Consider the following 25,905-nt stretch of genomic DNA (forward strand, 5'->3'; position numbering starts at 1 on the left):
TCGTCTGACCGCCCCCGAATCGGCGGAGTGACCAGCCGCCGACCGCCGACGTCAAAAATGCCGGTTGGAGGCCCCACGGGGTGTCCTATCTACCGGATTGTCACTGCAATGCGCGTCATTGTAGGCGTGCCCACGTCACCTACCGATTTGCTGTCGATCAATCAGCGCCACGCGTGAGCTGCGCCAACTGGACGCGGGAAGTGATTCCGAGCTTGGCAAAAGCATTGTGCACGTGGGTCTTCACCGTGTGGGGGGAAACGTGAAGTTGTTGCGCGACAGCGCGGTTCGTCGCCCCCTGGGCAATCAGGTTGACCACCTTGAGCTCGGACTCGGTCAGGCTGTCCCAGCCCGTTTTTGCCCGCGGGCGCGTGACGATGCGCCGTTCCATGCCTAAATGGCGCAGCGCGCGACCCACCCGGCGCGCATCGGCAATCGCCTCGCATTCGATGTAGGTGTCAAATGCCGCGTTCAGCTGGTCGAGCGCCTCAGCATTGCGCTGCACACGAGCCAGCTCGCCACCGGCGTCCTCGGCAGCACCGGCATAGAGAAGCGGCCGCCCCGACGAACGAAGCGACTCCGCCGCCGACACCAGGGCCTCGATATCACGCTCGAGTATCCCGCGCGTCTGTTGGGCGATTGTGGCGAACAACCGAACCCCGGGACGCTCGCGTTCGAGCACGTCAACGTCGTCGAGAAGATGCGCTCGCAGGCCGGCATCAGCGGTGGCTAACGCCACCCGCGCGGTCAAGGTCAGCTGATCCAAGACGGTCGGCAAGAGCGGCGTCACGAGTAGCGAGATGTCGCCACCGAGCCAGCGCACCGCTTCACGAACGTCGTCGTGCTGCCACGCCGCCAGCCCCAGCGCGCCGGCCGCGCTGCGACGTACGGCAGGTGAACCATCGGAGTAGGCGCCGTGCGCCTCGGTTAGCAACTCTTGCAACAACGTTCGGTCGTCGGTGCGCGCGGCCACCTCCGCCAGCGTGAACATGCTCATCGCGTCGACCAAGGTCCATCCCGTTCGCTCCGGCGTTGGCAGCCACTCGGTAGCGGCGCGGGCAGCCGACAACCGGCCCGCAGCCAGCTGCACCACCCCCGAGGTCATGGCCCAGATATGAAGCGCCATACCGTCGCGTTCCTTCTGGGCTTTTTCTGTGCGACACGCGGCCAGCGCCGCGGCATCTTCCAACTGTCCAACGACCGCAAACAGGTTTGCCAGATGAACCGCAGCGAGATGATGAGCGGTCATATCGTCCGTGGGGGTCAAGGCTTGAAGTTCCTCAACGCGGTGTAAGGCGCGGCGCGCATTCCCGTCCGCGCAGTCCAGGCAGGCGAGTGCTATTCCGGACAGAATGTTGGACTCGAGATCGCCGGTGGATGCGGCAGCGGCCGCTGCCTCATTGGCCGCCATGCGATCTTGTCCGTGTTGGCCGTACATCGCCAGGTTGTATGCCAGCCATGCCCGATGTCGTGCCCGGGTGACCTCGCTGAGATGCGGCAACTGCAGCGCACGGCGGTTCTCTTCGATGTGTCGAGTGGTCGCCTCGGTAGTTACCGTCGGTAGCCGCAGGCGAAGCTCTGCCTCTTCTTCGGGCGCCAGTGCGGCAGACAGGGTGGTGCTGGCCAGCCGTTGCGCCTCCTCGTAGCGTGTGGCCCGATTGAGCAGCACGATCGTTTCCGTTATCAGTGGCCCACGTCCGGGGTCTTGGGGGGACAGGAGCTCGAACGCGCGCTTGCTCAAATCTGATGCGGCGCTCGGATCGCTATTGGCCAGCGACTGTGCGGCTTCGCGGAGCGCGGAGATCGCGACCTGATCGCCGACTTCAGCGCTACGGGCGAGTTGGGTTGCGACCTCCTCGGACGCCGCCCCCATGTCCAGCATGATGGTCGCCGACTGCCGCTCCATCGCTCGACGCAGCGACTGGGGCAACGATTGCCGCGTCGCTTCGCGCAGCAGATCATGCCGAAATCTCATCTGATCACCGTCTTCGATGAGTATGTCGGCGCGGACTGCCTCTTCTACCGCCGGCACGAGGGCGGTCGGCCGGCGTTCCAGCATCGCGGCGAGCAGCCGGGCCGAGAACCGGTCTGGCAGCGCTGCGGCCACCCGCACGACTTGGCTTGCAGCGGTGGAAAGCTGGTCGAGTCGTTTCTGCATGGTGTCGCTGAGCCGTCGCGGCAACACGTCTCCGGTGGCTACCGCGTGGCCGCCGCTGACATCGAGCCGGCCGTCCTCGTCCAGTCCAAGCAGCAGCTCGGTCAACAGAAACGGGTTGCCGCGCGCCTTATCGGCCAGGTTTAGCAGCGACGCGTCCGCGCTGGCTCGCACGGCGTCTTGCACAATGTCGGCGACCGCGCACGGTGTCATGGGCGTCAACCGTAGAAATCTGGCATCCTCGCGTTCCAGAGTGCTCAGCGTCTCGCGAACGGCCGGCCCGCCCGCGCCGGTTCGCACGGTAAACACCCATAGCACCGGGGCACCGGTCCGCTGTGCGGCCAGCGACCGCAGCGCAAGCAGTGTGGCGTTATCCGCCCAGTGGATGTCCTCGAGGAGAATCGCCAAGGGCATTCGGGACGCGGCCGCCTGTATCGCAGCTTGCAGATCGCGCACCACCCAGTAGCGGTGATCAGCCGAAGTGGCCAAGTGGCGAAATGTCTCGGCATCACCGACCGGGGGATCCGCGCGCAGGGTCGCCATGAACAGCGGGGAAAACGGCACCATCCGCTGGTACTCAAACGCTTCGCCGAATAGCGATCGAACACCGGCCTTCTCGGCGAGCACCAAGACCTCGGTCAACAAGCGGCTCTTTCCGATGCCCGGCGGGCCCTCGATGACCAGTACGCCCCGGTGCCCCTGCGCGACCGCCGTGATCAGCGCGCCGATCACCTTCAGCTCGTTCGCCCGCCCACGAATCGGCGGTATGCGCATCTGTCCCGGTCCGCGACGGGGCTTATCGCGCTGGGCGGCCGCCGCAGCATGTGTCGCGGGTCCGAGCCTTTGCTGCGACGAACCCGGCACCTTCGCGCGCCCCGGGGTTGGGGGACGATCCGAGGGACCATACCTGGCGGCAGCCACCGCCTTCACGCTCATTGGAGCCTGCTGACCCTGGTCAAGCCGCTCCGACTCCCCGACAGACGTCATGCTGCCACCTGGACTTCCACCGACAGATAGTCGGCCAGGCCGTATGTTGCAGGCCAATCACCATCGCGCACCGCTTGGCCGAGCTCCTCTGCCAATGGGCTGCAGGCGCCCAACTCCGCCAGCCATGAGGCCACCGTCGGCGCAATTTGGTCTGCTTGGACGCGTAAGGAGCGGCCGTCGTGTAGGCGATCGGTCAGCTGAAAAATAGTCATTTCTCCATGCCTTTCGCTGGGTCACCGGGTGGCCGGTGTATTAGCTGACATGACCCATGACACCGCCGCGGGCGGAAGGTGAGCGTCTCAAGATGAGGTGAATGCGCGTCTCAAAGTGAGACACCGGCTGACCGACTGAACGCCACGTGTTCACGTCTCGGCCATCTCCTTTGCAAATCCCCTCGACGTCGGGACTCGTCGCCCCGTCTCGAGCATTGATTGCGTCAATGAGCCAAGCGTGCGGCAAGGTGCTCCGCGTTCGCATCGGCCGATGCCTAGTCGGCGCGCCAGCATGCTGACCGTCAGTGGTCGCCGTCCGCCGCACTGGCTGGTCAATGACAGCGCCTCCATTGACCAGTGGATGTGCCGGCTCCGACCCGGAGGGTCAGATTTGGGATTCGCAGGGCTTAATGAAGCTGACTGCGGGAGCTGATACCAAGCTTGGTGAAAACTTTGCTCAGGTGATACTGAACTGTTTTGGCGCTGATGAAAAGGCGCGCGCCGATCTCGGGGTTGGTCAGCCCCTCTGCGGCTAACCGCGCGACCTGTTCTTCCTGCGGCGTCAGCTTTGCGCCAGTTGCTGCGGATGTGCGCTTTCGAGCCGTCTCGCCGGTGGCCAACAGCTCGCGGCGGCCGCGTTCGGCGAAGGCTTGCATGCCCATCGCGTCGAACATGTCGTGCGCGGTGCGCAGTTGCGCCCGGGCATCGGTGCGGCGGCGCTGTCGTCGCAGCCACTCTCCATAGAGTAGGTGCGTGCGGGCCAGTTCCACGCGCATGCGGGTACGGCCGAGCCGTTCGATCGCCTCCCGGTATAACTGCTTAGCCTCGGGAGCCTCACTGAGCAGCGCGCGAGAACGTGCCTGCACCAGTGCATCGCGCTGTGGTGCCGGGAGATCGTCGAGGCGATCCATCAGCGGTGCGCACAGCTGGTGCAGCGCTGCGTATGCAAGCTCCATCTCGGACTCGATACCCGCCGCGCGCACCAGGCGGTAGCCGGCCGCTCGGCTCGCGACATAGTCCATCAACGCCGACTTACCAACACCCGGATCACCATGCAGGACCAGCACCCGGCTGTCTGCCGACCGCACCGCCTGCAGAACTCCGTCCAGCAGGGTGCACTCAGTGCGGCGGTTGATCAGGTCCATGGCATGCAGATGGTCGCCTCTTCGCCGCCGTGTCGCCAGACGTGCTTTTCCTGACAGTGGACTGTGGAAGATCCCCAGGATACCGCCTCGTACCGACCGATCGGCGCTGGGCGATGCACGTGGGTGCAATTAGCTGACGTGACCCATGACACCGCCGCGGACGTATACTGGGTGCCTCAATCTGAGCAGGCTTGCGCGTTTCAACCGAGGACGCCGGCATCTGGGGGTCGGCTGCACCGCGCGGTCGGAAGCGAGGTGCATGCGTCGATGAGTTTGCGCGCCGACGTCCGCACCGACCTTCGACGGGTGCGGGAACGGTTCTTGTGCGAGGGGTCCTTGGAGGCGGAGACGTTGCCCCCAAGCGTCCTGGACTCCTGGCGTCGGTCCCAGGCCATGCGGGTTCACCCCGACCGGCTCGATTTGCCCTATGTTCGGCAGCCGGATACCGACTCGCGCCTAGCCCACGCCGCGCAGCCTGTGCTACAGGGGATCACGCAGGACGTGACCATCGAGGCGATGTCGGTCATCCTCACCTCGGCCGACGGCGTAATCGTGGAGCGCTCGGCGTCGGAACGAGCCCTCATGAAAGCACTGGATTCGGTCAGCCTCGCCCCCGGCTACAGCTACGCCGAGGAATTCGCCGGTACCAACGGGATCGGCACCGCGCTCGAAACCGGACGGCCCACGGTCATTCGTGGCGGCGAGCATTTCGTCGGGTCCTTGGGCGAGCTTGCCTGTGCTGGTACGCCGATCCGTGACCCGGTAACTCAACGGCTCGTCGGCGTCGTTGATCTCACCTGCTGGGCCAGCCGTTCGAATCCGGTGTTGTTACCGCTAGTCAAAAGCCTGGGAAGCCAGATAGAAGACCGACTGAGAGAGTCGGCGCACGCCAGCGAGATCGCGCTTCTGCAGGCGTATCGCGACCAGGCGCGACGGTTCCCATTCGGTGTGCTGGCGATCGGCGGTGATGTGTTGCTGATGAACCGCTACCTGCGCCAGACACTCGACACCAATGATCAAATCGCACTGCTCGAACACGCCTCGGATCCGCTCAGCTCCACGCTGCCGGGCACCGCGCTGGCCGCCCTCCCGAGCGGGCGCATCGCCAAGATCACTGCTGCCGACCATGCGGAGATCCGTGGCAGAACTAACGTCGTTTTCCATGTGCGGTTATCCACCGAGGCAACGGCCCACCGTGTCGGGCCTCCCCAATCGGTCGTGTCGCACATTCCCGGCCTCGTTGGACGCAGCAGCTCATGGCGACGCAGTTGTGAGCAGGTCGAGCGATGTTGCCGAGATCGAGATTGGGTAATGCTAGAGGGCGAGAAGGGATCTGGACGAGCCAAGCTGGCTCAGGCTGTCGCACAGTACGTGCACCCGACCAAGACCGTGCGGGTAATGCGGGCTGAAACATTCCCGACGCCAGCTCTTTTCGTCGCCGAGATAGTGACCCAAACCGATGGCGATGACTTTGCCGTGGTGATTTCCGGCGTGGATTGCATCGACGAGGAGACGCTGGCAGCGATGGTTCCGGTGTTGCGATCCCGTGCGTGTCGCGGATGGGTCGCAGCGACGATGAGTTTGTCGACGCCTTCACCGACGGTTGAGTTGCTGCTGCCGTTGTTCACCCACACCGTGACAGTGCCCGCGTTGCGGCACCGGATTGAAGACATCGAGGTATTGGTGCCGTTGCTGTTGCGCGAACTGACCTCGGGCACCGATGTGCGCCTTGATGCCGCTGCGATGCGTCAACTCAGTAAGCTCCCCTGGCCGGGTAACGTCGCACAGTTGCGGCGAGTTGTTGCGGAAACCATTGCGCGGCAACGTTCAGGCGTCATCGGTGCCGATAAGCTGCCGCCCGAGTGTCGATCGCTTGCGAGGCGCAAGCTCACCCAGATGGAGGCGCTTGAGCGAGACGCCATCGTCCGCAGCTTGGAGGACAACGACGACAACAAACTGAAGGCTGCGTCAGCCTTGGGTATGTCGCGGGCAACCATCTATCGCAAGATGCGGGATTACGGCATTGCCTGACCCGCCAAAGCCATATGGTGACCGCGAGAAAGGGGCGAGGTAGCTCGAGGATGGGGTCGCAGGCCAGCCGAACGACCGAATTTCAGCGTGTCAGGGAAAAGTTTCTGACCATGGGGTCTGTTGACGCGGTGCGCCCAATCGATGGGGACATTCTGCAGCCCAGTGTCCTGGACTCCTGGCGTCGGTCCCAGGTCCTGCGCGTACACCCCGACCGGGTCGAGCTCCCGTATGTGCGTGAACCCAATGTGAACTCGCGGTTGGCGCGCGCGGCCGCGCCGGTGCTGCGGCGCGTCACCGATGATCTGGCTGCGCAAGCTGTCAGCGTTGTGCTGACAGCAACCGATGGGGTGGTGGTTGAGCGGACCGCCCCGCAGGTGTCCATCCTCAACGCGTTGGACAGGGTGAGTCTCGTACCGGGCTATAGCCTGGCTGAAGAGGTGGCGGGCACCAATGGAATCGGCACCGCACTGGAGACTGGGCGCCCCGCGTTCATCCGAGGCGGCGAGCATTACGTCACCATGTTCACCGGTTTCGCCTGCGCGGGGTCGCCGATCCGGGATCCGATAACGCGCAGGGTAATCGGCGCTGTCAATCTGAGTTGTCTGGCCGACGAATCCGATCCGCTGTTGCTCGCGCTGGCCGCCAGCGCCGGTCGCCAAATCGAGGATCGCATGCGGCTGGTGGCTCATGAGGGTGAGACCGCGCTGTTGGAGACGTACCTGCAGCAGACGGGGCACTCTTCGAGCGGTGTGCTCGCGATTGGTGGCGACGTGGTGTTGATGAACCCCTACCTGCGCCGGGCGCTGGACGGCAACGAGCAGACCGCGCTGCTCGAACACGCCTCGGATCTGCTGAGCTCCACGTTATCGGGCACGGTGTTGGCTGTCCTGCCAAGCGGGCGCATCGCCAAAATCACTGCTGCCGACCGCTCGACGACGCGCGGTGGCCGAACCAATGTCGTTTTCCACGTTGATTTTTCAGCCGAGACCGACTCGCACCCGCACCAAACCGGCCGGCCGGCGAACACTCGAATCCCCGGTCTGGCAGGTCACGACAGCGCCTGGCTGCGCTGCTGCCAGCAGGTGCGCCAGTGCTGCCGCGACCGAGACTGGGTAATCCTCGAAGGAGAGAAAGGATCCGGCAGGTCACGGTTGGCGCAAGCGATCGGGCAGGATGTGAAACCGGGCCGAACCGTCCGGACGATGCGTGCCGAGACATTTCCCAGCGCCGCGCGTCTCGTCGCCGAGCTGGCTGCTGAGTCCGACGACGAGGACTTCGCAGTGGTGATCGCCGACGTGGATGAAATCGACAAAGACACACTCGAATCGATCACCTCGATCCTGGCCACGCGGGCAGGCCGGGGATGGGTCGCGGCGACCAAAAGTTCCGCGCCTCCGTCAGCACCGATCAAGCAGCTGCTGCCGCTGTTTACTCATACCGTCACCGTGCCGGCGCTGCGACACAGGATTGACGACCTCGAAGAATTAGTGCCGCTGTTGCTGCGCGAGATCACCCGGGGTGCTGAGGTGGAGCTGGCACCCGCCGCTATGCGTCAACTGAGCAGGCTGCCGTGGCCGGGCAACGTCTCGCAGCTGCGGCGGGTTTTAACCGAAACCGTTGCCCGCCAACGAACGGGCATCATCAGCGCCGACAAGTTGCCACCGGAATGCCGCTCCGTCACCCGGCGCAAGCTGACCCAGATGGAAGCGCTCGAGCGCGACGCGATTGTCCGTAGCCTGCAAGACAACGGCGGTAACAAGCAAGAGGCGGCTCGTGCCCTGGGAATGTCGCGGGCGACTATTTACCGCAAGATAAACGACTACGGCATCGCGTAACGTGATTCGCTTTTCGGCCCTAAAGGCATTGACCGACAATGATTCGCGGAGCTCGGCGTGGGTATGCCGGTCGGCCGCAATCCTTTGCGCAACCCGATGAGCGGCCGACCGCTTCCCACCGATTCGCACCGAGTCGCCGTCGACGATTAGGCTGCCAGCCTCGGTCGACGCGATCATGCAGTTGCGGATATCCCGCTTGCAGCAGGTTTCGTCGGCTGATCGTGATGTTCGAATAATCGGCGAATCACCCGGGTGAATCCTTTCACCGGGTGATGACCACTCATCCCACGTCGGTTAATCCTGGCTTAACAGATCGCGAGCGGACGGTACGTGAATCCAGCCATGTACCGGATCTGCATTCGGGCCGCAAAGCCAGCAACGTGTCGCGATGACAGTGAAAAACCTTACTGCGTTGATCACCGCGGAACCCATCGCCACAAATGGAGAAAATCAGATGAAGCGTCGCCAATTTCTACGATCGGCTGCTGAACACGGCTCGGCCGCCGCGCGAAGCCCGTGGCTGCCGCATCGAATACGGGACGCCACCGCCCTTGCCCGGCGTTGGGCGCATCGCAATGGAGATGCCGCGATAGACGCCGTCCGGGCGATCGAGGATCAACTTCACGCGTTGCAGCCCATCTGCAGTGCCCAGCGGGTGTCGACCGGCAGTGCCTGCGGTGCGCCGGCGGTGGCCGTCGCCGAGATACACGCCGTTGACGGATGCGACCAGATGGGGCTGACCCCGGATGGCGACCTCGTCGAGACGCTCTGTCAAGCTTGCCTGTCTACCGTGCGATGGGCGATGGCGACCTACGTGGGTGACAAACGCGAGATGGCGTCGCGATGCGGCACCCGCCCGGCATGCGCCACCTGCGGGCGTCCCACTGGATGCCTGCGCAGTGTCTTTTCTGTGCGCCCAATCGGGCCTGAGGGGCCGGCATCATGACCCGGCTACGCGTCGCTGCCCTGTTTGTGGCTGTGGTTTCCGGTGATTACGCGGCCCTCATGCTGATCAATGGTCAGCTGATCGATTTCGGCGTCACCGCCGCCATTTGTGCTGGATCGTCGGTCACGGCCGGGGTGATTGCCTATGCGGGCTGGCGACGCCGCAAGGCGGTGGCGCGGGGACGAGCGGCCGTCTGGGAGCGCCGTGACAAGCAAGCGGCCGCCGACCAACAATGCCCGTTGTGCGGAGCCGCGCGCCAAAAACCAAGTGAGTCACCCAGATTCGTTGACCGGCAAGGCGCGCGCTTGTGCAGGGCATGCGCGTCGGCCCTTAACCCAGAGCCCGCACGATGAACCCGTGGCGGAAGTGTTGACATGAGCGCACCCGCCGCCGTGTCGGGTTCGGCGCCCCCCGGTCAAGGAGTGGTCCGGGCACGAAAAGCTCGACGGCGCCCGGTCCGCGCGGCTTCCGTCGTCGGCGTCAGGCTGCCGCTGCCGCATTGCACCGCCCGGCTTGTCCGTGCCTCACTGCCACCCAGCGGCCGCCACATCCGCGAAGCGACCCGGTAGCCAAGGGACCCTGAGGTTTTCGAAGATGGATTTCGGGGCGTTGCCACCAGAGATCAACTCCGGCCGCATGTACTCCGGGCCTGGCTGCGGATCGATGCTGGCTGCCGCAGCAGGGTGGGGCGCGCTGGCCGCCGACCTATATTCCACGGCGGCCTCCTATCAGTCGGTGATCTCGGACCTGACCGGAGCGGCATGGCTGGGTCCCGCGTCGGTGGCGATGACGGTCGCCGCCACGCCCTACGTCTCTTGGCTGACAACGACTGCTGCGCTGTGCGAGCAGGCCGCTACTCATGCCACCGCCGCCGCAGCCGCCTACGAGGCCGCGTTTGCGATGACGGTGCCCCCACCGATGGTCGCCGCCAACCGCACTCTGTTGATGGCGCTCGTCGCGACGAACATTCTCGGCCAAAACACCCCGGCGATCGCGGCCACCGAAGCCGAGTACGCAGAAATGTGGGCTCAAGACGCCGGGGCAATGTATGAGTATGCCGGCGCGTCCGCTGCCGCTTCGGCGCTACCGCCGTTCACCTCGCCCCCGCCCACCACGAACCCGGCCGGGGTCGCCGGCCAGGTTGCTGCAGTCGCGCACGCCGCCGCCACGTCAGCCGGTACGGGCACCCAGACCATCATGTCGACGGGCTCGCAGCTACTTTCCGCGGTACCCAACGTCCTTCAGGGACTTGCGCTGCCCACGGCCGCCGCGCCATCACTTTCGTCGTTCTCGCAATTGCTCAGCTTGCTGAGCCCGGTGAACCTGGCCGTTTCGTCGGCGGCGACGTCAATCACGTCGACGGGCACGGGCGGGTCGTATGCGGGCCTGGGATATGCGGTGCGCTACGACGCAGACGGTGCCAGCAAGATGGATGCCATTCTGGAACGTTTGGGGGCGCTGCCCGGCGGCTCAGCGCCCGGATTCGCGCTATCGGGTTCGGCAGACCCGGGGCCGGGCTACGGTCCGGCACCGGCATTGACAGCGGGTTTGGGCCGGGCCTCGTCGATCGGCGCGCTGTCGGTGCCGCCGAATTGGACCGCGGCCACTCCGACGATCAGACGCGTCGCGGTGGCATGGCCGGACGTCCTCCCCGGTACCGCCCCGACGATTCTGACATCGAGCCCGGAAAACCTGCTCAATGAAATGCTTTTGGCGAGCACGGCCGTACGCAGCATCCGCGGTGCTCCCCGTCAGGGCCGCCCCACCATCACCGTCACCGTGACGCCGCGACCGCCGGATGGCCACAGCTGGGGCTGATACACCGCGCTTCCCATGGCAGACCCCTGGCTCTCGCCGCCCGTCCGGTCGCTGGGCAGCCCAACTTTGACGGCGCCCACCCCGACGTATTTCGATCTACCCAATGACACCTTGCACTCACCCGGGTGAATTAGCTATGCGGGTGATGACGACTCACCCCGCGTCGGTGAATGCTGAGTCAGCAGCTGGCGGGCGGAGGGTCAAGTGCAGCGGACGGTGTATCAGATCTGCATTCGAGGCCGCGTGACCGAACGGCTCGGGTCCGCATTGGAAGGGATGCGCCTGGAGGCCGGTGGGACCGAAACCGTGTTCACCGGTGAAATCCGCGATCAGTCACAGCTTTACGGACTCCTCGACCGGGTCCGTGATTTAGGCCTTGAGCTCATCAGCGTGCAACCGCAACCCTTGGCTCATCCGACAACAACCCACCTCAGGAAGGACCTGTAATGCAAGCCATCACTGTTTCAGATCGTGACGCCGGTGTCGCTGGCCTGTCGCTGACGGAGTTGCCCTACCCCGAGGCTGCCGACAACGACGTCGTCGTGCGGGTACACGCCGCGGGTTTCACGCGCGGGGAGCTTGACTGGCCGCACACATGGATCGACCGCGGGGGAAGAGACCGGACGCCGAGCGTGCCCGGTCACGAGCTGTCTGGCGTGGTGGTTGAGTTGGGGTACGGCACCACCCTTTTGACCGTTGGTCAACGGGTATTCGGGCTCGCCGACTGGGCCCGCAACGGGTCGCTGGCGGAGTACGCCGCTGTGGAAGCCCGTAATCTCGCACCGCTGCCGATGGACATCGACCATACTGTGGCCGCGGCACTGCCGATCTCCGGATTGGCCGCCTGGCAGGGCCTGTTCGACCATGGCCGTCTCGCCGCCGGACAAACGGTTCTGATCAACGGCGCCGTCGGGGGGGTCGGGTCGATCGCGGTGCAGCTCGCTCGCGAGGTCGGTGCGCGCGTCATCGGTACCGGCCGTACCGCAGACCGAGACCGGGCGGGGGAGCTCGGTGTGCACACCTTCCTCGACCTGGAGGCCGAAAAGTTGGAGGACGCAGGTGAAGTCGATGTCGTGTTCGACGTGATCGGCGGAGACATCCTGGACCGCTCGGCCGCTCTGGTGCGCGCCGGCGGGACGCTCGTCACCATCGCCGAGCCACCGAAGACCCAGCCGCATGACGGGCGGGCAATTTTCTTCCTTGTCGAAGCCGATCGGGCCCAGCTCGCCGAGATCGCCGCGCGGGTACGGGACGGACGCCTCAAGCCGGTGGTCGGCGCCGTGCTTCCGCTGAGCGAAGCTCCCGCAGCGTTCGCCCCCGGCAAGCGCATCCCCGGCAAGACGATCCTGCGCGTCGCCGAAGACTGAAAAGGAACCTCCAGTGATGCGACGGCGTGTACGCGGGCAACCACTCGTCTCTGATGTGCCACCGAGACGCGGTGGACCCGCGTGCAGGTCAACCAAATATGTTGGTGCACGTAAGGTTCTACAGGCATGTGACGTTGGCGCGGGTGCGGGTGCCGGGGCCGGTGACGTTGCGCGGCGAGTCGCCAAGACATCCAAAAGTGAGGCAGCTTTAAAATGGCCTTGAAGATATTACTCGCCGCACTGACTACCGCGGTGATGCTTCCGCCCGCCGCTCACGCCGAGCCGGCACCACAACATTCGGGTCAGAACCCAAATGTCCGCGTGGTTTTCAATCAACCCAGCAATATTCCGGGCAAATCAGTTGAAGCAGTGGCCGTCAGCTATCCTCCCGGAGCTAAAAGCGAGGCGCACCACCACGCGAAATCGGCGTTCATCATGGCCTACGTGATTTCCGGAGCGATCCGCAGCCAAGTCGAAGGTGAACCTGAACGTGTCTATCACCCCGGTGAGACGTGGAGCGAAGTTCCCGGCGCGCACCACACGGTCAGTGAAAATGCCAGCGCCACCGAACCCGCTGAGTTACTCGCGGTCTTCCTGATCGATACCGGAGACGGCCCACTCACCACCGACGACCCCACCGGAACTGAGCCGCCGCGTTAGCGACGCACGATGCGCACGGTCGGCACCAACAACTGAAGACAGTCTCTAAGTGCGGCAATACGACAGCGGAGGGAGCCCGTGCACATGCCAAGCGCCATCCGGGTTGTCCGGATCGCACTACGCTTGTCGCTCGCGGCCGCCTTTCTGTCCGCTGTCGCCGACCGATTCGGTTGGTGGAAGCCGCTTGGGCAGGGTAGCTGGGGGAGCATGGCCGCCTTCGCCAACTATGCCCGCCAGCTTGTTCCGTTTGCCTCTGGATGGCCATTGGCCGTCATTGTCTGGGCTGCCACCACCATCGAAACGACCCTGGGGATTTTGCTCCTGACCGGCTGGCGGCCGAAACTTGTTGGCATGGCAAGTTGTTTGGTGCTCATAGTATTCGGGACCGCAATGGCGGTATCTCTGGGCGTGGAAACACCGCTTAGTTACAGCGTCTTCTCCGCAGCAAGCGCAGGCGCTGCGTACGCGATACTTGGCACCGCACCGCCGCCGCACACCACTGAAACCACCACACAACCAGGGCGCCTTGTCTGCCGATCATGTGGCCGTAACCACGATCTTCGTTGGTCGGAAGCGAGGGTGGATGAAAACTGGTAAATACTTCGACGTTGTCGTGATGGGCGGCGGAGTGGGCGGCGTAGCCGCCGTACGGAAGCTTGCAGCGGAAGGCTTTGCGGTAGCGCTCGTTGAGGATCGTCTGGTTGGTGGGGAGTGTCATTACTGGGGTTGCAACCCGAGTAAAACACTGCTTCGCCCGATCGAAGTGTTCAATCTCGCAAGGGCAGTTCCTGGTGTGCGAGAAGCTATTTCGGGCGAAAGGCCAGACGTTGCGGCCGTCTTCGCCAAGCGCGACATGATCATCGAGCATCTCTCCGATCAAGATCGAACAGTATCGTTGCAGCAAGCCGGTGTAGCAGTGTTTCATGGGTCCGGCCGGCTGAGCGGTGAACGAACAGTGCGCGTCGCCGACGCCGACGACACCGAAACCGTTTTGGAGGCACGCCACGCGGTCATTCTGGCCACCGGAACTCGTCCCAACGTGCCCGAGATACCTGGGTTGGCGCAAGCGCGCCCGTGGACCAATCGGGACGTAACGACCATGACGCAAGTGCCACCACGGACCCTGGTGGTGGGTGGCGGTCCGGTCAGCGTCGAGTTCGCGACCATCCTGACCGGTTTGGGCTCCGCGGTAACACTTCTGGTACGTGGGGACACAGTACTTCACAACTGCGAACCCGAAGCCCGCGAGCTGGTCGCGCAGTCACTGCGAAGCAAAGGCGTCACGATTCACTTTCAGACAGAGTTGTCGGCGGTTACCCGCCCCGTGGCGGGCGGCCCGGTGACCGCAGCTTTCAACGACCAGACCATCGAGGTAGACGAACTCGTCCTAGCGGCCGGACGACGCACCAACACCGAGAGCATCGGCCTGGAAACTGTCGGCCTGTCAGGCGGTGAATCCGTTTTAGTGAATGACCATCTCCAGGCAGTCGGCGTCACAGGCGGTTGGCTCTACGCCCTGGGAGACACCACCGGGCGCGCGCGGTTGTCTCATATCTCCACCTATCACGGCCGTCTCGTGGCCGAAATCATCGCGGCCCGGGCGGCGGGGCGAGAATTGAGGGAAAACGAGTTGGCGGCCCGCGACGCGGGCAGTCTTGCGCAGGTTATCTTCACCGAGCCTCAAATAGCCTGGGCGGGGCGCACGGAAAGCCAGGCCCGAGCGGAAGGGTTCGCGGTACGGACGCGAACTGCCCATTACCCTGGGACATTGTCGTTCCTAGCCCTTTTCCGAGATGGCTTCGAAGGATGGGCGAAATTGGTCATTGACGCCGAGACCAACACACTGCTCGGAGCGACGTTCGTCGGCCCGGAGTTCTCGGAATTGATTCAGGCGGCCACCTTGGCCATCCTCGCGAAGGTCCCAGTCAATCTCTTACGCCATGCCGTCGCGCCACATCCAACGGTCAATCAGGTCTGGGATCTGCTACTGGCCCAAGAGTCCGAACTTGTCCCGAGACCGAACAACGGGGGAGCAGAATGTGCAGAAGGACGCACGAGCGAATCACCTTATCTATCAAGCGCTTTAGATCTTGGCCGTCGAGAGTAACCAGAATCACGTACGACCGGCCGGTAGTCTCACTGTGGCCATGCTTGTAGCGGGGGTAAGCGCGCTCGGCGGCGAAGTGGAGATGCTAGAGGTGGATGAGCCACGACCGTTGGCTCCCGACGAGGTCCTCATTGACGTTCGCAGCGCCGGAGTTGGCAACTGGGACGACATCATTCGCACCGGCGGTTGGGACGTTGGCACGAGACCACCACTAGCGCTTGGCGTCGAGGCCGCCGGGGTCATCAAGGCCATTGGCGCCCACCCGAACGGTTTCCGTATCGGCGATGAGGTGCTGTGCCACCCTGTGCCGCTGCGTGACCAAGGGACGTGGGCCCCACTTTTAGTTGCACCGGTCGGATCGCTCGCCCGCAAACCGCCCGCGATCCCATGGGAGATGGCGGCGATCTTTCCGGTGCCGGCGTTGACTGCCGAGCAGCTGGTCGGCGAGGCGTTGGCCCTGCACGGTGCAGAGACGTTGCTCGTCAATGGCGCGGGCGGAAGCACGGGCGGGCTCATTGTCCAGCTCGCGGCCCTGCGCGGGGTTGATGTGCTCGCCACCGCCAGTCCCCGCAGCGCCGAGCGGGTCCGTGGGTATGGCGCTCGCGAAGTAATCGACTACCGCGATCCGCTCTGGCCACAACACGCAAACGCGTTGGCGAAAGGGTCCATCCACGCCGTCGCTAACGCCGCCCCCGGGGGTGCTGCTGCGGCGATGACCGCCCTCGCCGATGGTGGCCGTCTGGCCACCATCACCCCCGACCCGCCCACACCCACCCGCGGCATCTGCGTAACCGCGGTCTACGTCCGTTCCGACGGCGCTCAACTCGCCCGCCTCACCGAACTACTCGACTCCCATCGGTTGCGCATGCCAATCCCGCGTTCCTGGAATCTAGATCGGGCCGCGGACGCCCTCGCACAGGTCGTCGCAGGCCGCGAGCCCAACGGAGTGGTCCTCTCGAAAGACATCTCACGACGTTAGGCCAGCCGCCGATTTCGTCGATAGTGACGCCGGTCGGCTGCACATACCTCATGCGACGCGAAAAAGACTGGCAATGAGACTGATTGACCCACGGCGGAGCGCGCTGTGGTGAGCTCTGTGCGAGTGCAATCGGTGTCGGTGGTGACGCTAAAGCTGAGCGAATTCGCGAGCTCTGTCGCACGCAACGGGTGTGGCGCCCAGTCATCGTCGCGCGCAAACCGGCTTCCGCCGTGATGGTGCGCGACGCGGCGCCGACCAGCCGTGGATGGTGGTAGCGGGATGGTGTCCATGCTCGCATTCCTCGACTCCACCGTGATCAATGTGGCTTTGCCGGCCACCGAGCACGACGTCGGCGGCGGCCTGGCGTCGCAGCAATGGATCATCGACGGCTACCTACTGGCAACGGCGGCCGCGATTCTCCCCGGAGGGTCCATTTCGGATCTGTTCGGACGCGTTCCGGTGGGCCGTCTGTTCGGTAGTGGTCGTTACACGCTCAACGAAAGGTCATGGTGAAACGCATTGCACGCAGGTGCTTGATGGCTCTGGCGGCCACTGCGGGAATCAACTCGACGGCTCTGGCGTTCGGCTAGCGGTGGCGCAAGCGAAGGAATGCCCTAATATCAGCCCGTCGACATTTCCGAAGCGGGGTGCACGGTGTTGACGCTTATCAAGCGAATATGGGTACCGCTGGTTGTGGTCGTGGCACTGATCATCGGCGGCGTCGCAGTGGACCGACTCCACGGCGTCTTCCCGGGACCCGGCTTGCCCAAACCCGATCCCCGGGACGCTACCCCGCCGTATGCAGCCAAGACCGCCATCTACGAAATCCTGGGACCGCCCGGGACAACCGGCGTCGTCAACTGGATGGATGCCGAGGCACTCCCGCAAAAGGCCAACTTCACCACGTTGCCGTGGTCTCAGACGATCGTCGCCGAGATGCCCGGCATCTTCGCTTACGTCGTCGCTCAGGGCGACAGCCCCTCCATTGGCTGCCGAATCACCGTTGACGGCAAATTGGTTGATCAACAGCAGGCCACCACGCGCAACGCGCAAGTTTCGTGCTTGGACAAATCCGCATGACCGACAACACGAGCGACACGGACGACACGACCGACACCGACGAGATTCCGGTCGCGCCACACATCGAAGTCGCGCGAAAACCGCGGCTAGCCCACACCATTCGCGTTCTGGCGCTGCCGATCGTCGTGATCTGGCTGCTGATCGCCGTCGGCGTCAACGTGTTCGTGCCCCAGTTGGAAGCGGTTGCCGAGGACGTCTCGGTGCCGCTCTCGCCGTCCGACGCGCCGTCGGTGACCGGGATGAAGCACATCGGGCAGAAATTCAAGGAGTACGACTCCGACAATCTAGTGCTGGTGACCCTGGTCGGTGATCATCCCCTCGGCCAGGACGCCCACCAGTATTACGACGATCTGGTCAACAAGCTGCGACAGGACCACGAACACGTCGAGCACGTATTGAATTTCTGGGGACAAAGATTCACGGCGTCGGGTGTCGAGAGCCACGACCATAAGTCGGCTTACGTCCAGGTAAACCTGCGCGGCGACCAAGGCGGTGCGGTCGGGGACAAGTCCGTTTTTTCGGTTCGCAAGATCGTCGCGGACTCAACGCCGCCGCCCGGGGTGAAGGCCTACGTCGCGGGCCAGGGAGCCCTGACCGCCGACACGATCGTGGTCGGCAACGCCAGCCTGTTCAAGATGACGATCATCACCATTGTCATCATCGCGATCATGCTGATGTTCGTCTATCGATCCATCGGCACCGTGCTGTTGACGATGCTGATCCTGTTCGTCGGACTGGCCACCGGCCGAGGCGTAGTCGCGCTATTGGGCGCAACCGGCATCATGGGGCTTTCAACCTTTGCCGTCAACTTACTGACGGCACTGGCCATCGCGGCGGGGACCGACTACGCGATATTCATGGTCGGCCGCTATCAAGAAGCCCGCGAACGGAAGCTGGACCGCGAAGCCGCGTATTACGACACCTTCGCCGGGGTCAGCAAGGTAGTGCTGGGCTCGGGTTTGACGATCGTCGGTGCGCTGGCCTGTCTGCATTTCACGCGCCTGCCCTACTTCAGTTCGCTGGCGTTTCCGTGCGCAGTCGGTCTGCTGGTCGTCGTTGCCGCCGGGGTGACCCTGACACCGGCCCTCATTGTGGTCGCGAGCGGTTTCGGTCTATTCGATCCGAAGCGAAAGTTCAACTACACCCGGTGGCGCCGTCTAGCGACGGCCATCGTGCGGTGGCCGGCACCCATCCTCGCCAGCTCGGTCATCCTGGCGATCGTCGGGGCGATCGGGTTGATGGGCTTCAATCCGCGCTACAACGACCTGTACTACCTACCGAAGAGCGCGTCCTCGATCCAGGCTTACGACGCGGCCGATCAACACTTCACCCAGGCCCGCTTGAACCCGGACATTCTGATGATCGAATCGGACCACGATCTGCGCAATCCGACCGACATGTTGGTCCTGGACAAGGTCGCAGGAGCCATCTTCCGGGTGCCCGGCATCGAACGGGTACAGAGCATCACCAGACCTCTCGGGCCCCCGATCCAAGACGGATCCGTTCCGTTTCAGCTCAGCGTGCAAAGCGCGCCGATCCGCAGCAACCTGACTTACCTGAAGGATCGCATCGCCGACATCAAGAAGATCGTCGGTGACCTGGATACCCTGATCTCCCTATTAGAGCGCCAGTACGCGGTGACCCAGAAACTCGCGAACGCCGCGGACGACAGCGCGAAAACCGCGGGCAACACGGCGGCCATCACGGACGAGATCCGAGACCATATCGCAGATTTCGACGATTTCTGGAGACCGATTCGCAGTTACTTCTACTGGGAGAAACACTGCTTCGACATCCCGATCTGCTGGTCGCTACGGAGTTTGTTCGACGCCCTTGACGGATTCGATCAGCTCGCCGAGCAGTTCCACAATCTCACCAACGACCTCGGCGACACGGCGAAAGCCACCCGCGAACTGCTGGCGATCATTCCTCAGAATATCGCCACCTCGAAGGCGATCCGTGACACCACGATGACCATCTACAGCACATTCGACAATCTAGTCGATCAATTCGACCGGCTGACCGATACGAACGCCGTGATGGGCAAGTCCTTCAACGACTCTCAGATCGAAAGCCTCTTCTATCTGCCGCCCGAGATCTTCCAGAACCCGGACTTCCTGCTCGGTCTGAGTTTGATGGTATCGCCGGATGGCAAAGCAGCTCGCTTCATCATCACTCACTCGGTGGATCCGGCGACGACGCCCGGAATCTCGTCCGTCGATCAGGAACGCCAAGCGGCCAAGGAGGCGCTGAAACTCACCTCGCTCCAGAACGCCGACATCTACCTCGGCGGTACCGCCGCAACGTTTTACGACATCGCCAACGGCGCCAAGTACGACCTGATGATCGCCGGGGTGGCCTCAATCATGCTGATCTTCATCATCATGGTGATCGTCACCCGCGCTTTGATCGCCGCGGCCGTCATCGTCGGCACGATCGTGATGTCGCTGGGGGCTGCCTTCGGGTTCTCGACACTGATCTGGCAGCACCTTCTCAATTTCCAGTTGCACTGGGTGGCAACTGAATTCGCGTTGATCGTGCTCTTGGCGGTGGGTTCGGATTACAACCTGATGCTGGTGTCCAGAATCGAGGAGGAGATCGGAGCTGGTCTGAAAACTGGACTCATCCGCGGCATGGGTCTCACCGGCCCGGTGGTGACTGCCGCCGGTTTGGTGTTTGCTGTCACCATGGCCACGATGATCACCAGCGATCTGCGGGCGATCGGTCAGTTCGGCACGACGATCGGGCTCGGCCTCCTGTTCGACACCTTCGTAGTCCGATCGCTCATCACCCCGTCGATCATGACCGTGATGGGGCGCTGGTTCTGGTGGCCGAAGCGGGTACGCGTCCGCCCGGCCAGCGAGATGCTTCGGTCCGTCGGGCCGCGCCCGCTGGTTCGTGCACTGTTGCACCAGCCGCGGCATGCGCTCGCGCGAACGTAGTTTGTTTGCCGTCGAACTGAAACCAGCACAGATTTGGGCCGATGGGGCGTACCCTAGCCCTTATGGTCAAGGTCAAGACCTGTGTGCATTGCGGCCATACGTTCGATCCGAACGACCGGCAGCGCGACCTGTCCGATCCCGACTGGCTTCCGGCCGCATCAGTCTATTGCTCGCATGATTGCAGTGACCGATTCCATTGCGAAGTGGGGCATTGCTGCTCCACCCACGTGAAAGAGAAGGCGCGGCGCGAAGCCGCCAAGGCGTCGCACTCCAAAGCGTAGACCGATCGGCGTCGATCCAGTACTGCGCTGCGCGACGACGGCAAACAACCTTTTCAGTGCCCTTGAGCTCGCCGAAGTTGTCCAACCTCCTCGCATCCACCCTTCGGTCCGCCGTGGCGCGCTAGTCACCCGGGTGAACCGGTCGCTGGGGTGATGACAGCTCACCCCGCGCGGCCGCAGGCTCAGTACGACCACAACCGAGCGGGATAGTCGGCCCGCTAGCGGAGCGTCCCAGTGAGGCCGTTAGGCGTTGTCGATCGAAGTTCGGCGGTCCAGTCGAAGCCGGTAATAGAACCAGGAAGGACCCCGAATGCATTTTGAGGCCAAGAAGGCCGTCGTCGTCGGCGGCAGCGCCGGCATCGGCCGGCAGTCCGCGACCGACGTCGTGGATCACGGCGGCAGCGCGGTGATCGTCGGACGCTCGAAAAACCGGGTGGACGATACGGTCGCGGAGCTGACGAGCAGGGGTGGTGAAGCGTGGGGTATCGCCGCCGACCTGACGGATCGCGCCGCTATCGCCGATGTGCAGCGCGAGCTTTCCGAACAGCACGGCGACGCGACACTGCTCGTCAACGCGGCCGGATTCTTCATCCCCAAGCCTTTTCTGGAGTACGACGAGCAGTTCTACGACTCGTACCTGGAGCTCAACTATGCCCTGTTCTTCCTGACCCAGACCGTCGTTGACGGCATGATCGGCCGGGGGGAAGGCGGCTCCATCGTCAACATCGGCAGCATGTGGGCGCATCAGGCCGTTGGCGTGACCCCGTCGGCCGGGCACTCGATGCAAAAGGCCGGACTGCATGCGCTCACCCATAACCTGGCCATCGAGCTTGCCGGGCATAAGATCCGCGTCAACGCGGTCGCACCGGCCGCCGTGAAGACCCCCGCTCTGGAGCGATGGGTCCCGAAGGATGAGATCGACTCGACGCTTGACGCCTTCGCGCCGCTGCATCCCCTGGGACGAGTCGGCAGCGCCGCCGACGTCGCCAACGCGGTCATCTATCTGCTCTCCGACCAGGCCAGCTGGGTCACCGGCGCGATTCTCAACGTCGACGGCGGCTTCATGGCCGGCCGCAAGTAACCCCATGGCGACCTTGGTCGACGGTGAATCAGCGCGAAAACATCTGGCGCGCTGGACAATCGACCGCGCACTCAGCTTAGGGGCATCCGTGTCACACGAATACAACGCAACCTGGCCGCGGTCGACGCGTTGAACCGCGAGAAGGAGAGATTGCAGTGACAAACGACATCTTCAGGCCGGGCGGCCCGCCGGCCAAGTCTGTTGGCCGCACCGAAGGCAAGTCCGTGTTCCTTGGGACGGTCGGTGTCCGCCACATTCTCGATAAGGTTCAGGCCGAGGGGCGTTTCTCCGTCCTCGAGCATCCCATGTCACCCCGAGCGCTGGCCTCAGCGCTTCATCGCCACCGCAACGAAGATGAATACAGCTGGATCATCGAGGGACGCGTAGGCGCTTTGCTTGGCGACGAGGTGCTCTACGGCGGACCCGGTGATTTCATTTTGAAGCCGCGAGGCCAGTGGCACACATTCTGGAACGCCGGTGATGAGCCCGCGCGCATCCTAGAGATCATTTCCCCCGCAGGATTTGAGCAGTTCTTCGACGAGCTTTCTGACCTCGGCGGTGTGGACAAAATATCGACGGAGGCCCTAGATGAACTCTGCGGGCGGTACGACCTGGAGATGGATGTCGACAGCATCCCCGAACTATGCAAACGCTTCAACTTGAGATTTCCCGGCGAACCTCTTTGACGCGCGACAAGCACGCCACCGGAGGGCCTCTGTGTGGTCCACCGCTGAGCCATTACACACCGAATAAAACCCCACATCACCAGGAGTCTCGAGATGACCACGATTTCCCGTATCCACACCGGAGTGGCCGATCACATCGGCAAATATGCCGACGCTGTCGCCGTATCCGGGAGCGGCACATACATTTTCGTCGCGGGAACGCCCGGGGTACGTGAAGACGGCACCTTGCCCGAGGACTTCACCGACGAAGCCCGGCAGTGCTGGGCCAATGTCGAAGACGCGCTCGGCAAGGCCGGCGCAAAGCTCACCGACATCGTCTACATGCGCCAATGGGTCACCAGTCGTGACAATGCGGCCGCCTACCTGGCGGTGAGCAATGAAATCATCCGCCACGAGCCCGCCGGCATGTTCAGCATCATCGACGGGCTGGTGTGGCCCGACATCCGCGTTGAAGTCGAAGTCATCGCCATCCTGCCGGCATGAGCGATTACCCCATCGTCGACTTGTCCACCGACGCCCTGCTGACTACGACCCGCTCCGTGCGCAAACGTCTCGATTTGACCAAACCTGTTCCCATCGGCCTGATCCGGGAATGCCTGGACATCGCCGTGCAGGCACCGACGTCGTCCAACGTCCAGAACTGGAGCTTCATCGTCGTCACCGATGTCGAACAGCGTTGGGCAATCGCCGATGTGTACCGCCGCACATGGGACTGGATCGTCGCCTCCCCCTTCGCGGTCGCCGAGCGGTTCAAGGACGACCCCGAGCGCAATCGCCAGCAGCGCAAAGTGTCCGACAGTGCCACGTATCTCGCTGAGCACATTGGCGAGGTGCCCGTCTTGATGATCCCGTGCGTCGAGGTCATCGACGGTGACGGCACGCTGACGGGCGAAAACGCCAACCAATATTGGAGTTCCATCATGCCCGCTACGTGGAGCTACATGCTCGCGGCGCGTTCTCGGGGCTTGGGAACCACCTGGACCGGGGTGACCATAATGGCCGATGAGGAGATGCGGGCCATTCTCGGCCTGCCCGACAACGTCTATCACGCCACAACCATCCCCACCGCTTACTACACCGGCACGACCTTCCGCCGTGCCAAACGGATTCCGCTCGACGACGTGTTGCATTTCGACCGGTGGTGAGCGGCTGACGAAGCTTCCGAGGAGGACAACAATGGACGGCGATTACGACGACCCGGGACCCGATAATACGCTGGGCCCCAGCGAATCCCTGGACTCCGACGAGGTGCGCAACGACGATGGGGACATCGTGGTCGACGCACCATTGCGCTGGATCTCGCCGGTGGAAAATCTGACGCTGGACAAGCGACTAGCCGCTGAGGAGCCCGAGCTTCGCTACACCGAGGACCCGCCGCCGTGGCCCCGGCGCCACCGTGGTCAGGTCAGTGGGAGCCCAAACGATGGTGCGTCGTTTTACACCGTGGCGCGCGAAGAGTTTGACGAGGACGACGAGGACGTCGGCTGACCCAGTAGCGAGGACGCGAGGGTGGTTGTAAGTGTGTACCAGCCGCGGCGTCCGTCTCGGGGTCGATAAGGCATGAAACGCGTTGTCGTAACACGAGTATTGGTTGAATTAGCCGAGCGCTGCCGCGTTAGCGGCTTCGGTCGCTGCATACGAAGCTGCGCTCGTCCCGAGGGTGGTTACGAACAGCTGGTGGATAGCCGCCGCCTGGGCACCGATCGTCTGGTAGTTCTGGGCATGCGCGGCGAATTGCATCGCCATCAGCGCCGACACTTCATCAGCTGCCGCAGGTATCACCCCGGTGGTCGAAGCGGCCGCGGCAGTGTTTGCGGCGACGGCGTCCGAACCGATAATCTGCAGGCTATCAGCCGCTATCGTCAGCATCTCCGGCTGCGCGGTTAGGAATGAATTGTTCATCTTTGCTCCTGCCCTGGCGGACCCGATGCGTGCTGGAATGATTACGCTGTTGCGAGCCGAACCACGGAAATGGTTGTGCCGGTGAGAGTTTGTTAGGCCCAGCTGGAGCCGACGGCAGCATCTGTGCTTGCCATGTTGCTGCCGGCCGCGCGCACTTTGTTGCCGTGGGCGTTAGCTTGTTCGTAGATCACTTGAAAGTTGCGGCCCAACTCGGTGATGAATTGCTGACATGCCGTTGACCCTGCGCCGCCCCAAAAATCCCCAGCGGCAAGCACATCACGAATAATGGCCTGATGTTCGGCCTCCAATGCCATGGCTTGGGCCCGGATCGTGGCGCCGTGCGCATCCACGTCGCCGAACTGGTAGTTTATTGTCATTGTCGGTGTTCTCCTATCGCGGGACATACCGCTTTGGCTAGCTGCTCAGGATCTGCTGGGATTCTTGCTCTTGCTGCTCGTAGTTAGTGGCGTCGCGGATCAGCCCGTCGCGCACTCCGTGCAGCATGTTGACAATGTTGCGGAAGGCCCGATCCATCTGGCCCATGGTGTCGTAGGAGGTGATCTGAGCCATGCCGCTCCAGCCGGCGCCGGCAATGTTTTGGCTCGACGCCCACATCATGCGGGCAGCGTCTTCCACGGTTTGGGCGTGCACGCCGAAACGTCCCGCCATCGCCCGCAGCTCATGCGGGTCAGTCATAAAACGTGTCACAGGCATTGAATGTCTCCTGAAGGTGTATTAGCTGATGTGTTGCGGCCCGCGATGATGCCGCCATCGATGATGAGAATTGCGCCGGTGAGCCAATTGATCTCATCGGACGGCAGATATGTCACAGAGTTGGCAACGTTGACTGCGGCCTGTCGGCCGCTGCTGGCACTGCCGTCGACGACGATGACCTTCTTGGCCTCGAAATGCATGTGCGCGCCTTTCCAATTCTCAGGCGGCTGCGACTACTGACGGGCTCAGCTGAGTCGCCTCGCAGACGGGATGACAATTCCCTCCGGTCCTGGTGGTACTGAGACTGCAGGCAGGTGGGGTGAGCTGTCATCGCCCAAACCAGCTATTCACCCGGGTGAGCGCCGTCATCGAAGCGCGCTGAACAAGGTGGCCGATTCGCACTTTTCGGGCGACTTCGGTGATTTAGGTCTGCACGAGCGACCCTCGTGTGCCTGGCGCGGTCGGCTAGGGGCTATCCGGAGCCGCCGGCGCGGCGGGACGCGACACCGGGCGGAGCAATCCCCGATACTCGTCGGTGACCAGGTCCTGGTATTCAGGATGGCGCAGAATGTAGTCACCCGTAATCTTGCATCGCGGAACAACCGTGTGTCCGGCCCTCCGGATCAGTGTCAGCACACCGCCGATCATCGCAGACGACACACCCCGACCACGCCACTGCGTATCGACGTGGGCGGCCATCAACACGATGTGTCCGCGGTAGCGGCGGTAGGGCTGTCGACCGATCACCTGGTGGTCAACAGCGGCCTCGAACCGGTCTTCTTCGGCGTTGTCGGTGACAATCGTCCGGAGTCCATCGTGGGCATTGCATTCGACACTGCCCATCGGCGTTGGCGTTTCACTCACAGTCAAATATTCCTTCCATGTCACAACATGCGGGAGCCTGGCGAGGACGGCTGGCGGTCAAGGGCACGCGACACCTCAACTCGCCCCACACCACATGCACTCAAAGCTTCGATCCC

27 protein-coding genes are annotated in these 25,905 nt (G+C 63.4%); 18 read left to right on the top strand and 9 right to left on the bottom strand.

Translation table 11 applies throughout. The annotated features are described in order from the left end of the window. Nucleotides 1-157: 157 nt before the first annotated feature. From A5686_RS17535 to A5686_RS28215, 3 genes are all read right to left on the bottom strand, one after another. Nucleotides 158-2,926, bottom strand: a complete 2,769-nt coding sequence (locus A5686_RS17535; protein WP_082947682.1) for a LuxR family transcriptional regulator — start codon at nucleotides 2,924-2,926, stop codon at nucleotides 158-160. 209 nt (nucleotides 2,927-3,135) lie between these two features. Then, complete coding sequence (locus A5686_RS17540) at nucleotides 3,136-3,351, bottom strand: hypothetical protein (protein ID WP_067936841.1); 216 nt, start codon at nucleotides 3,349-3,351, stop codon at nucleotides 3,136-3,138. 407 nt (nucleotides 3,352-3,758) lie between these two features. Continuing rightward, nucleotides 3,759-4,496, bottom strand: a complete 738-nt coding sequence (locus A5686_RS28215) for a LuxR family transcriptional regulator (RefSeq protein WP_067936844.1) — start codon at nucleotides 4,494-4,496, stop codon at nucleotides 3,759-3,761. 393 nt (nucleotides 4,497-4,889) lie between these two features. Between A5686_RS28215 and A5686_RS17550 the strand changes: the two genes are divergently transcribed. Together A5686_RS17550 and A5686_RS17555 are read left to right on the top strand one after the other, a co-directional pair. Then, the gene (locus A5686_RS17550; protein ID WP_304528446.1) at nucleotides 4,890-6,527 is read left to right on the top strand and encodes a sigma-54-dependent Fis family transcriptional regulator; all 1,638 of its coding nucleotides are present in this window, start codon (nucleotides 4,890-4,892) and stop codon (nucleotides 6,525-6,527) included. Nucleotides 6,528-6,637: 110 nt separating this feature from the next. Then, nucleotides 6,638-8,362 (top strand): sigma-54-dependent Fis family transcriptional regulator, encoded by a 1,725-nt coding sequence (locus A5686_RS17555; RefSeq protein ID WP_304528447.1) that lies wholly within the window; start codon nucleotides 6,638-6,640, stop codon nucleotides 8,360-8,362. 472 nt (nucleotides 8,363-8,834) lie between these two features. Here A5686_RS17555 and A5686_RS27340 read toward each other — a convergent pair whose 3' ends face one another. After that, nucleotides 8,835-9,137, bottom strand: coding sequence for a hypothetical protein (locus A5686_RS27340; RefSeq protein ID WP_067936852.1), 303 nt, complete (start codon nucleotides 9,135-9,137; stop codon nucleotides 8,835-8,837). A 765-nt stretch (nucleotides 9,138-9,902) separates the two neighbouring features. Between A5686_RS27340 and A5686_RS17570 the strand changes: the two genes are divergently transcribed. From A5686_RS17570 to A5686_RS17640, 16 genes are all read left to right on the top strand, one after another. Further along, entirely contained in the window at nucleotides 9,903-11,126 is a 1,224-nt protein-coding gene (locus tag A5686_RS17570) for a PPE family protein (RefSeq protein ID WP_067936857.1), read from the top strand. A gap of 204 nt (nucleotides 11,127-11,330) precedes the next feature. Then, complete coding sequence (locus tag A5686_RS17575) at nucleotides 11,331-11,573, top strand: hypothetical protein (RefSeq protein WP_067936858.1); 243 nt, start codon at nucleotides 11,331-11,333, stop codon at nucleotides 11,571-11,573. Further along, nucleotides 11,573-12,493 (top strand): NADP-dependent oxidoreductase, encoded by a 921-nt coding sequence (locus tag A5686_RS17580; protein WP_067936868.1) that lies wholly within the window; start codon nucleotides 11,573-11,575, stop codon nucleotides 12,491-12,493. The genes A5686_RS17575 and A5686_RS17580 overlap by 1 nt, the downstream gene beginning before the upstream one ends. A 213-nt stretch (nucleotides 12,494-12,706) precedes the next feature. Next, complete coding sequence (locus A5686_RS17585; RefSeq protein ID WP_067936870.1) at nucleotides 12,707-13,153, top strand: cupin domain-containing protein; 447 nt, start codon at nucleotides 12,707-12,709, stop codon at nucleotides 13,151-13,153. Between the two features lie 84 nt (nucleotides 13,154-13,237). Beyond that, nucleotides 13,238-13,750, top strand: a complete 513-nt coding sequence (locus A5686_RS26775) for a hypothetical protein (protein WP_231986406.1) — start codon at nucleotides 13,238-13,240, stop codon at nucleotides 13,748-13,750. Next, nucleotides 13,737-15,260, top strand: a complete 1,524-nt coding sequence (locus A5686_RS17590; RefSeq protein ID WP_082947683.1) for an NAD(P)/FAD-dependent oxidoreductase — start codon at nucleotides 13,737-13,739, stop codon at nucleotides 15,258-15,260. The genes A5686_RS26775 and A5686_RS17590 overlap by 14 nt, the downstream gene beginning before the upstream one ends. Before the next feature lie 82 nt (nucleotides 15,261-15,342). Beyond that, entirely contained in the window at nucleotides 15,343-16,239 is an 897-nt protein-coding gene (locus A5686_RS17595; RefSeq protein ID WP_231986408.1) for an NADP-dependent oxidoreductase, read from the top strand. A 279-nt stretch (nucleotides 16,240-16,518) separates the two neighbouring features. Next, nucleotides 16,519-16,752 (top strand): hypothetical protein, encoded by a 234-nt coding sequence (locus A5686_RS17600; protein ID WP_067936873.1) that lies wholly within the window; start codon nucleotides 16,519-16,521, stop codon nucleotides 16,750-16,752. Nucleotides 16,753-16,896: 144 nt separating this feature from the next. Next, nucleotides 16,897-17,319, top strand: coding sequence for an MmpS family transport accessory protein (locus A5686_RS17605; RefSeq protein WP_197520615.1), 423 nt, complete (start codon nucleotides 16,897-16,899; stop codon nucleotides 17,317-17,319). After that, nucleotides 17,316-20,261, top strand: a complete 2,946-nt coding sequence (locus A5686_RS17610) for an RND family transporter (RefSeq protein WP_067936879.1) — start codon at nucleotides 17,316-17,318, stop codon at nucleotides 20,259-20,261. Before A5686_RS17605 ends, A5686_RS17610 begins: the two co-directional genes overlap by 4 nt. A 62-nt stretch (nucleotides 20,262-20,323) precedes the next feature. Further along, nucleotides 20,324-20,542: a ferric uptake regulation protein gene (locus A5686_RS17615; RefSeq protein ID WP_067936882.1), complete on the top strand. Its 219-nt coding sequence runs from the start codon at nucleotides 20,324-20,326 to the stop codon at nucleotides 20,540-20,542. A 310-nt stretch (nucleotides 20,543-20,852) separates the two neighbouring features. Beyond that, complete coding sequence (locus A5686_RS17620; RefSeq protein WP_067936894.1) at nucleotides 20,853-21,623, top strand: SDR family NAD(P)-dependent oxidoreductase; 771 nt, start codon at nucleotides 20,853-20,855, stop codon at nucleotides 21,621-21,623. A 155-nt stretch (nucleotides 21,624-21,778) separates the two neighbouring features. Further along, on the top strand, nucleotides 21,779-22,309 hold the full coding sequence (locus tag A5686_RS17625) for a cupin domain-containing protein (protein WP_231986407.1): 531 nt from the start codon (nucleotides 21,779-21,781) through the stop codon (nucleotides 22,307-22,309). Between the two features lie 93 nt (nucleotides 22,310-22,402). Then, nucleotides 22,403-22,792, top strand: coding sequence for a RidA family protein (locus A5686_RS17630; protein WP_067936896.1), 390 nt, complete (start codon nucleotides 22,403-22,405; stop codon nucleotides 22,790-22,792). Next, the gene (locus A5686_RS17635) at nucleotides 22,789-23,454 is read left to right on the top strand and encodes a nitroreductase family protein (RefSeq protein WP_067936898.1); all 666 of its coding nucleotides are present in this window, start codon (nucleotides 22,789-22,791) and stop codon (nucleotides 23,452-23,454) included. Before A5686_RS17630 ends, A5686_RS17635 begins: the two co-directional genes overlap by 4 nt. 31 nt (nucleotides 23,455-23,485) lie before the next feature. Then, complete coding sequence (locus A5686_RS17640) at nucleotides 23,486-23,797, top strand: hypothetical protein (protein ID WP_067936904.1); 312 nt, start codon at nucleotides 23,486-23,488, stop codon at nucleotides 23,795-23,797. A 108-nt stretch (nucleotides 23,798-23,905) separates the two neighbouring features. On the opposite strand, the gene A5686_RS17645 is transcribed toward A5686_RS17640, so the two are convergent. The 5 genes from A5686_RS17645 to A5686_RS17665 all read right to left on the bottom strand — a co-directional run bounded on the left by A5686_RS17645 (nucleotide 23,906) and on the right by A5686_RS17665 (nucleotide 25,789). After that, the gene (locus A5686_RS17645; RefSeq protein ID WP_067936907.1) at nucleotides 23,906-24,211 is read right to left on the bottom strand and encodes a PE family protein; all 306 of its coding nucleotides are present in this window, start codon (nucleotides 24,209-24,211) and stop codon (nucleotides 23,906-23,908) included. A gap of 92 nt (nucleotides 24,212-24,303) precedes the next feature. Further along, nucleotides 24,304-24,588 carry a WXG100 family type VII secretion target gene (locus A5686_RS17650; RefSeq protein WP_067936910.1) on the bottom strand — a complete coding sequence of 95 codons (285 nt, stop codon included), beginning with the start codon at nucleotides 24,586-24,588 and terminating at the stop codon, nucleotides 24,304-24,306. A gap of 37 nt (nucleotides 24,589-24,625) precedes the next feature. Next, nucleotides 24,626-24,925, bottom strand: a complete 300-nt coding sequence (locus A5686_RS17655; RefSeq protein ID WP_067936912.1) for a WXG100 family type VII secretion target — start codon at nucleotides 24,923-24,925, stop codon at nucleotides 24,626-24,628. Next, entirely contained in the window at nucleotides 24,916-25,125 is a 210-nt protein-coding gene (locus A5686_RS17660) for a hypothetical protein (protein WP_067936915.1), read from the bottom strand. The genes A5686_RS17655 and A5686_RS17660 overlap by 10 nt, the downstream gene beginning before the upstream one ends. Before the next feature lie 265 nt (nucleotides 25,126-25,390). After that, nucleotides 25,391-25,789 carry a GNAT family N-acetyltransferase gene (locus A5686_RS17665; RefSeq protein ID WP_067936917.1) on the bottom strand — a complete coding sequence of 133 codons (399 nt, stop codon included), beginning with the start codon at nucleotides 25,787-25,789 and terminating at the stop codon, nucleotides 25,391-25,393. Between the last annotated feature and the right edge of the window lie 116 nt (nucleotides 25,790-25,905).

The organism is Mycobacterium sp. E2479 (assembly GCF_001667925.1).
In the GTDB taxonomy this organism is placed as follows: domain Bacteria; phylum Actinomycetota; class Actinomycetes; order Mycobacteriales; family Mycobacteriaceae; genus Mycobacterium.

What these genes read in the sequence shown, in the direction of transcription:
- A5686_RS17620 (WP_067936894.1), top strand. Translation starts at nt 20,853, where the DNA reads ATGCATTTTGAGGCCAAGAAGGCCGTCGTCGTCGGCGGCAGCGCCGGC.
- A5686_RS17570 (WP_067936857.1), top strand. Translation starts at nt 9,903, where the DNA reads ATGGATTTCGGGGCGTTGCCACCAGAGATCAACTCCGGCCGCATGTAC.
- A5686_RS17540 (WP_067936841.1), bottom strand. Translation starts at nt 3,351, where the DNA reads ATGACTATTTTTCAGCTGACCGATCGCCTACACGACGGCCGCTCCTTA.
- A5686_RS17585 (WP_067936870.1), top strand. Translation starts at nt 12,707, where the DNA reads ATGGCCTTGAAGATATTACTCGCCGCACTGACTACCGCGGTGATGCTT.
- A5686_RS17660 (WP_067936915.1), bottom strand. Translation starts at nt 25,125, where the DNA reads ATGCATTTCGAGGCCAAGAAGGTCATCGTCGTCGACGGCAGTGCCAGC.
- A5686_RS17630 (WP_067936896.1), top strand. Translation starts at nt 22,403, where the DNA reads ATGACCACGATTTCCCGTATCCACACCGGAGTGGCCGATCACATCGGC.
- A5686_RS26775 (WP_231986406.1), top strand. Translation starts at nt 13,238, where the DNA reads ATGCCAAGCGCCATCCGGGTTGTCCGGATCGCACTACGCTTGTCGCTC.
- A5686_RS17610 (WP_067936879.1), top strand. Translation starts at nt 17,316, where the DNA reads ATGACCGACAACACGAGCGACACGGACGACACGACCGACACCGACGAG.
- A5686_RS17650 (WP_067936910.1), bottom strand. Translation starts at nt 24,588, where the DNA reads ATGACAATAAACTACCAGTTCGGCGACGTGGATGCGCACGGCGCCACG.
- A5686_RS17655 (WP_067936912.1), bottom strand. Translation starts at nt 24,925, where the DNA reads ATGCCTGTGACACGTTTTATGACTGACCCGCATGAGCTGCGGGCGATG.
- A5686_RS17550 (WP_304528446.1), top strand. Translation starts at nt 4,890, where the DNA reads ATGCGGGTTCACCCCGACCGGCTCGATTTGCCCTATGTTCGGCAGCCG.
- A5686_RS17535 (WP_082947682.1), bottom strand. Translation starts at nt 2,926, where the DNA reads ATGCGCATACCGCCGATTCGTGGGCGGGCGAACGAGCTGAAGGTGATC.
- A5686_RS17600 (WP_067936873.1), top strand. Translation starts at nt 16,519, where the DNA reads ATGGTGTCCATGCTCGCATTCCTCGACTCCACCGTGATCAATGTGGCT.
- A5686_RS17635 (WP_067936898.1), top strand. Translation starts at nt 22,789, where the DNA reads ATGAGCGATTACCCCATCGTCGACTTGTCCACCGACGCCCTGCTGACT.
- A5686_RS17555 (WP_304528447.1), top strand. Translation starts at nt 6,638, where the DNA reads ATGGGGTCTGTTGACGCGGTGCGCCCAATCGATGGGGACATTCTGCAG.
- A5686_RS17645 (WP_067936907.1), bottom strand. Translation starts at nt 24,211, where the DNA reads ATGAACAATTCATTCCTAACCGCGCAGCCGGAGATGCTGACGATAGCG.
- A5686_RS17590 (WP_082947683.1), top strand. Translation starts at nt 13,737, where the DNA reads ATGAAAACTGGTAAATACTTCGACGTTGTCGTGATGGGCGGCGGAGTG.
- A5686_RS17640 (WP_067936904.1), top strand. Translation starts at nt 23,486, where the DNA reads ATGGACGGCGATTACGACGACCCGGGACCCGATAATACGCTGGGCCCC.
- A5686_RS28215 (WP_067936844.1), bottom strand. Translation starts at nt 4,496, where the DNA reads ATGGACCTGATCAACCGCCGCACTGAGTGCACCCTGCTGGACGGAGTT.
- A5686_RS17580 (WP_067936868.1), top strand. Translation starts at nt 11,573, where the DNA reads ATGCAAGCCATCACTGTTTCAGATCGTGACGCCGGTGTCGCTGGCCTG.
- A5686_RS17615 (WP_067936882.1), top strand. Translation starts at nt 20,324, where the DNA reads ATGGTCAAGGTCAAGACCTGTGTGCATTGCGGCCATACGTTCGATCCG.
- A5686_RS17595 (WP_231986408.1), top strand. Translation starts at nt 15,343, where the DNA reads ATGCTAGAGGTGGATGAGCCACGACCGTTGGCTCCCGACGAGGTCCTC.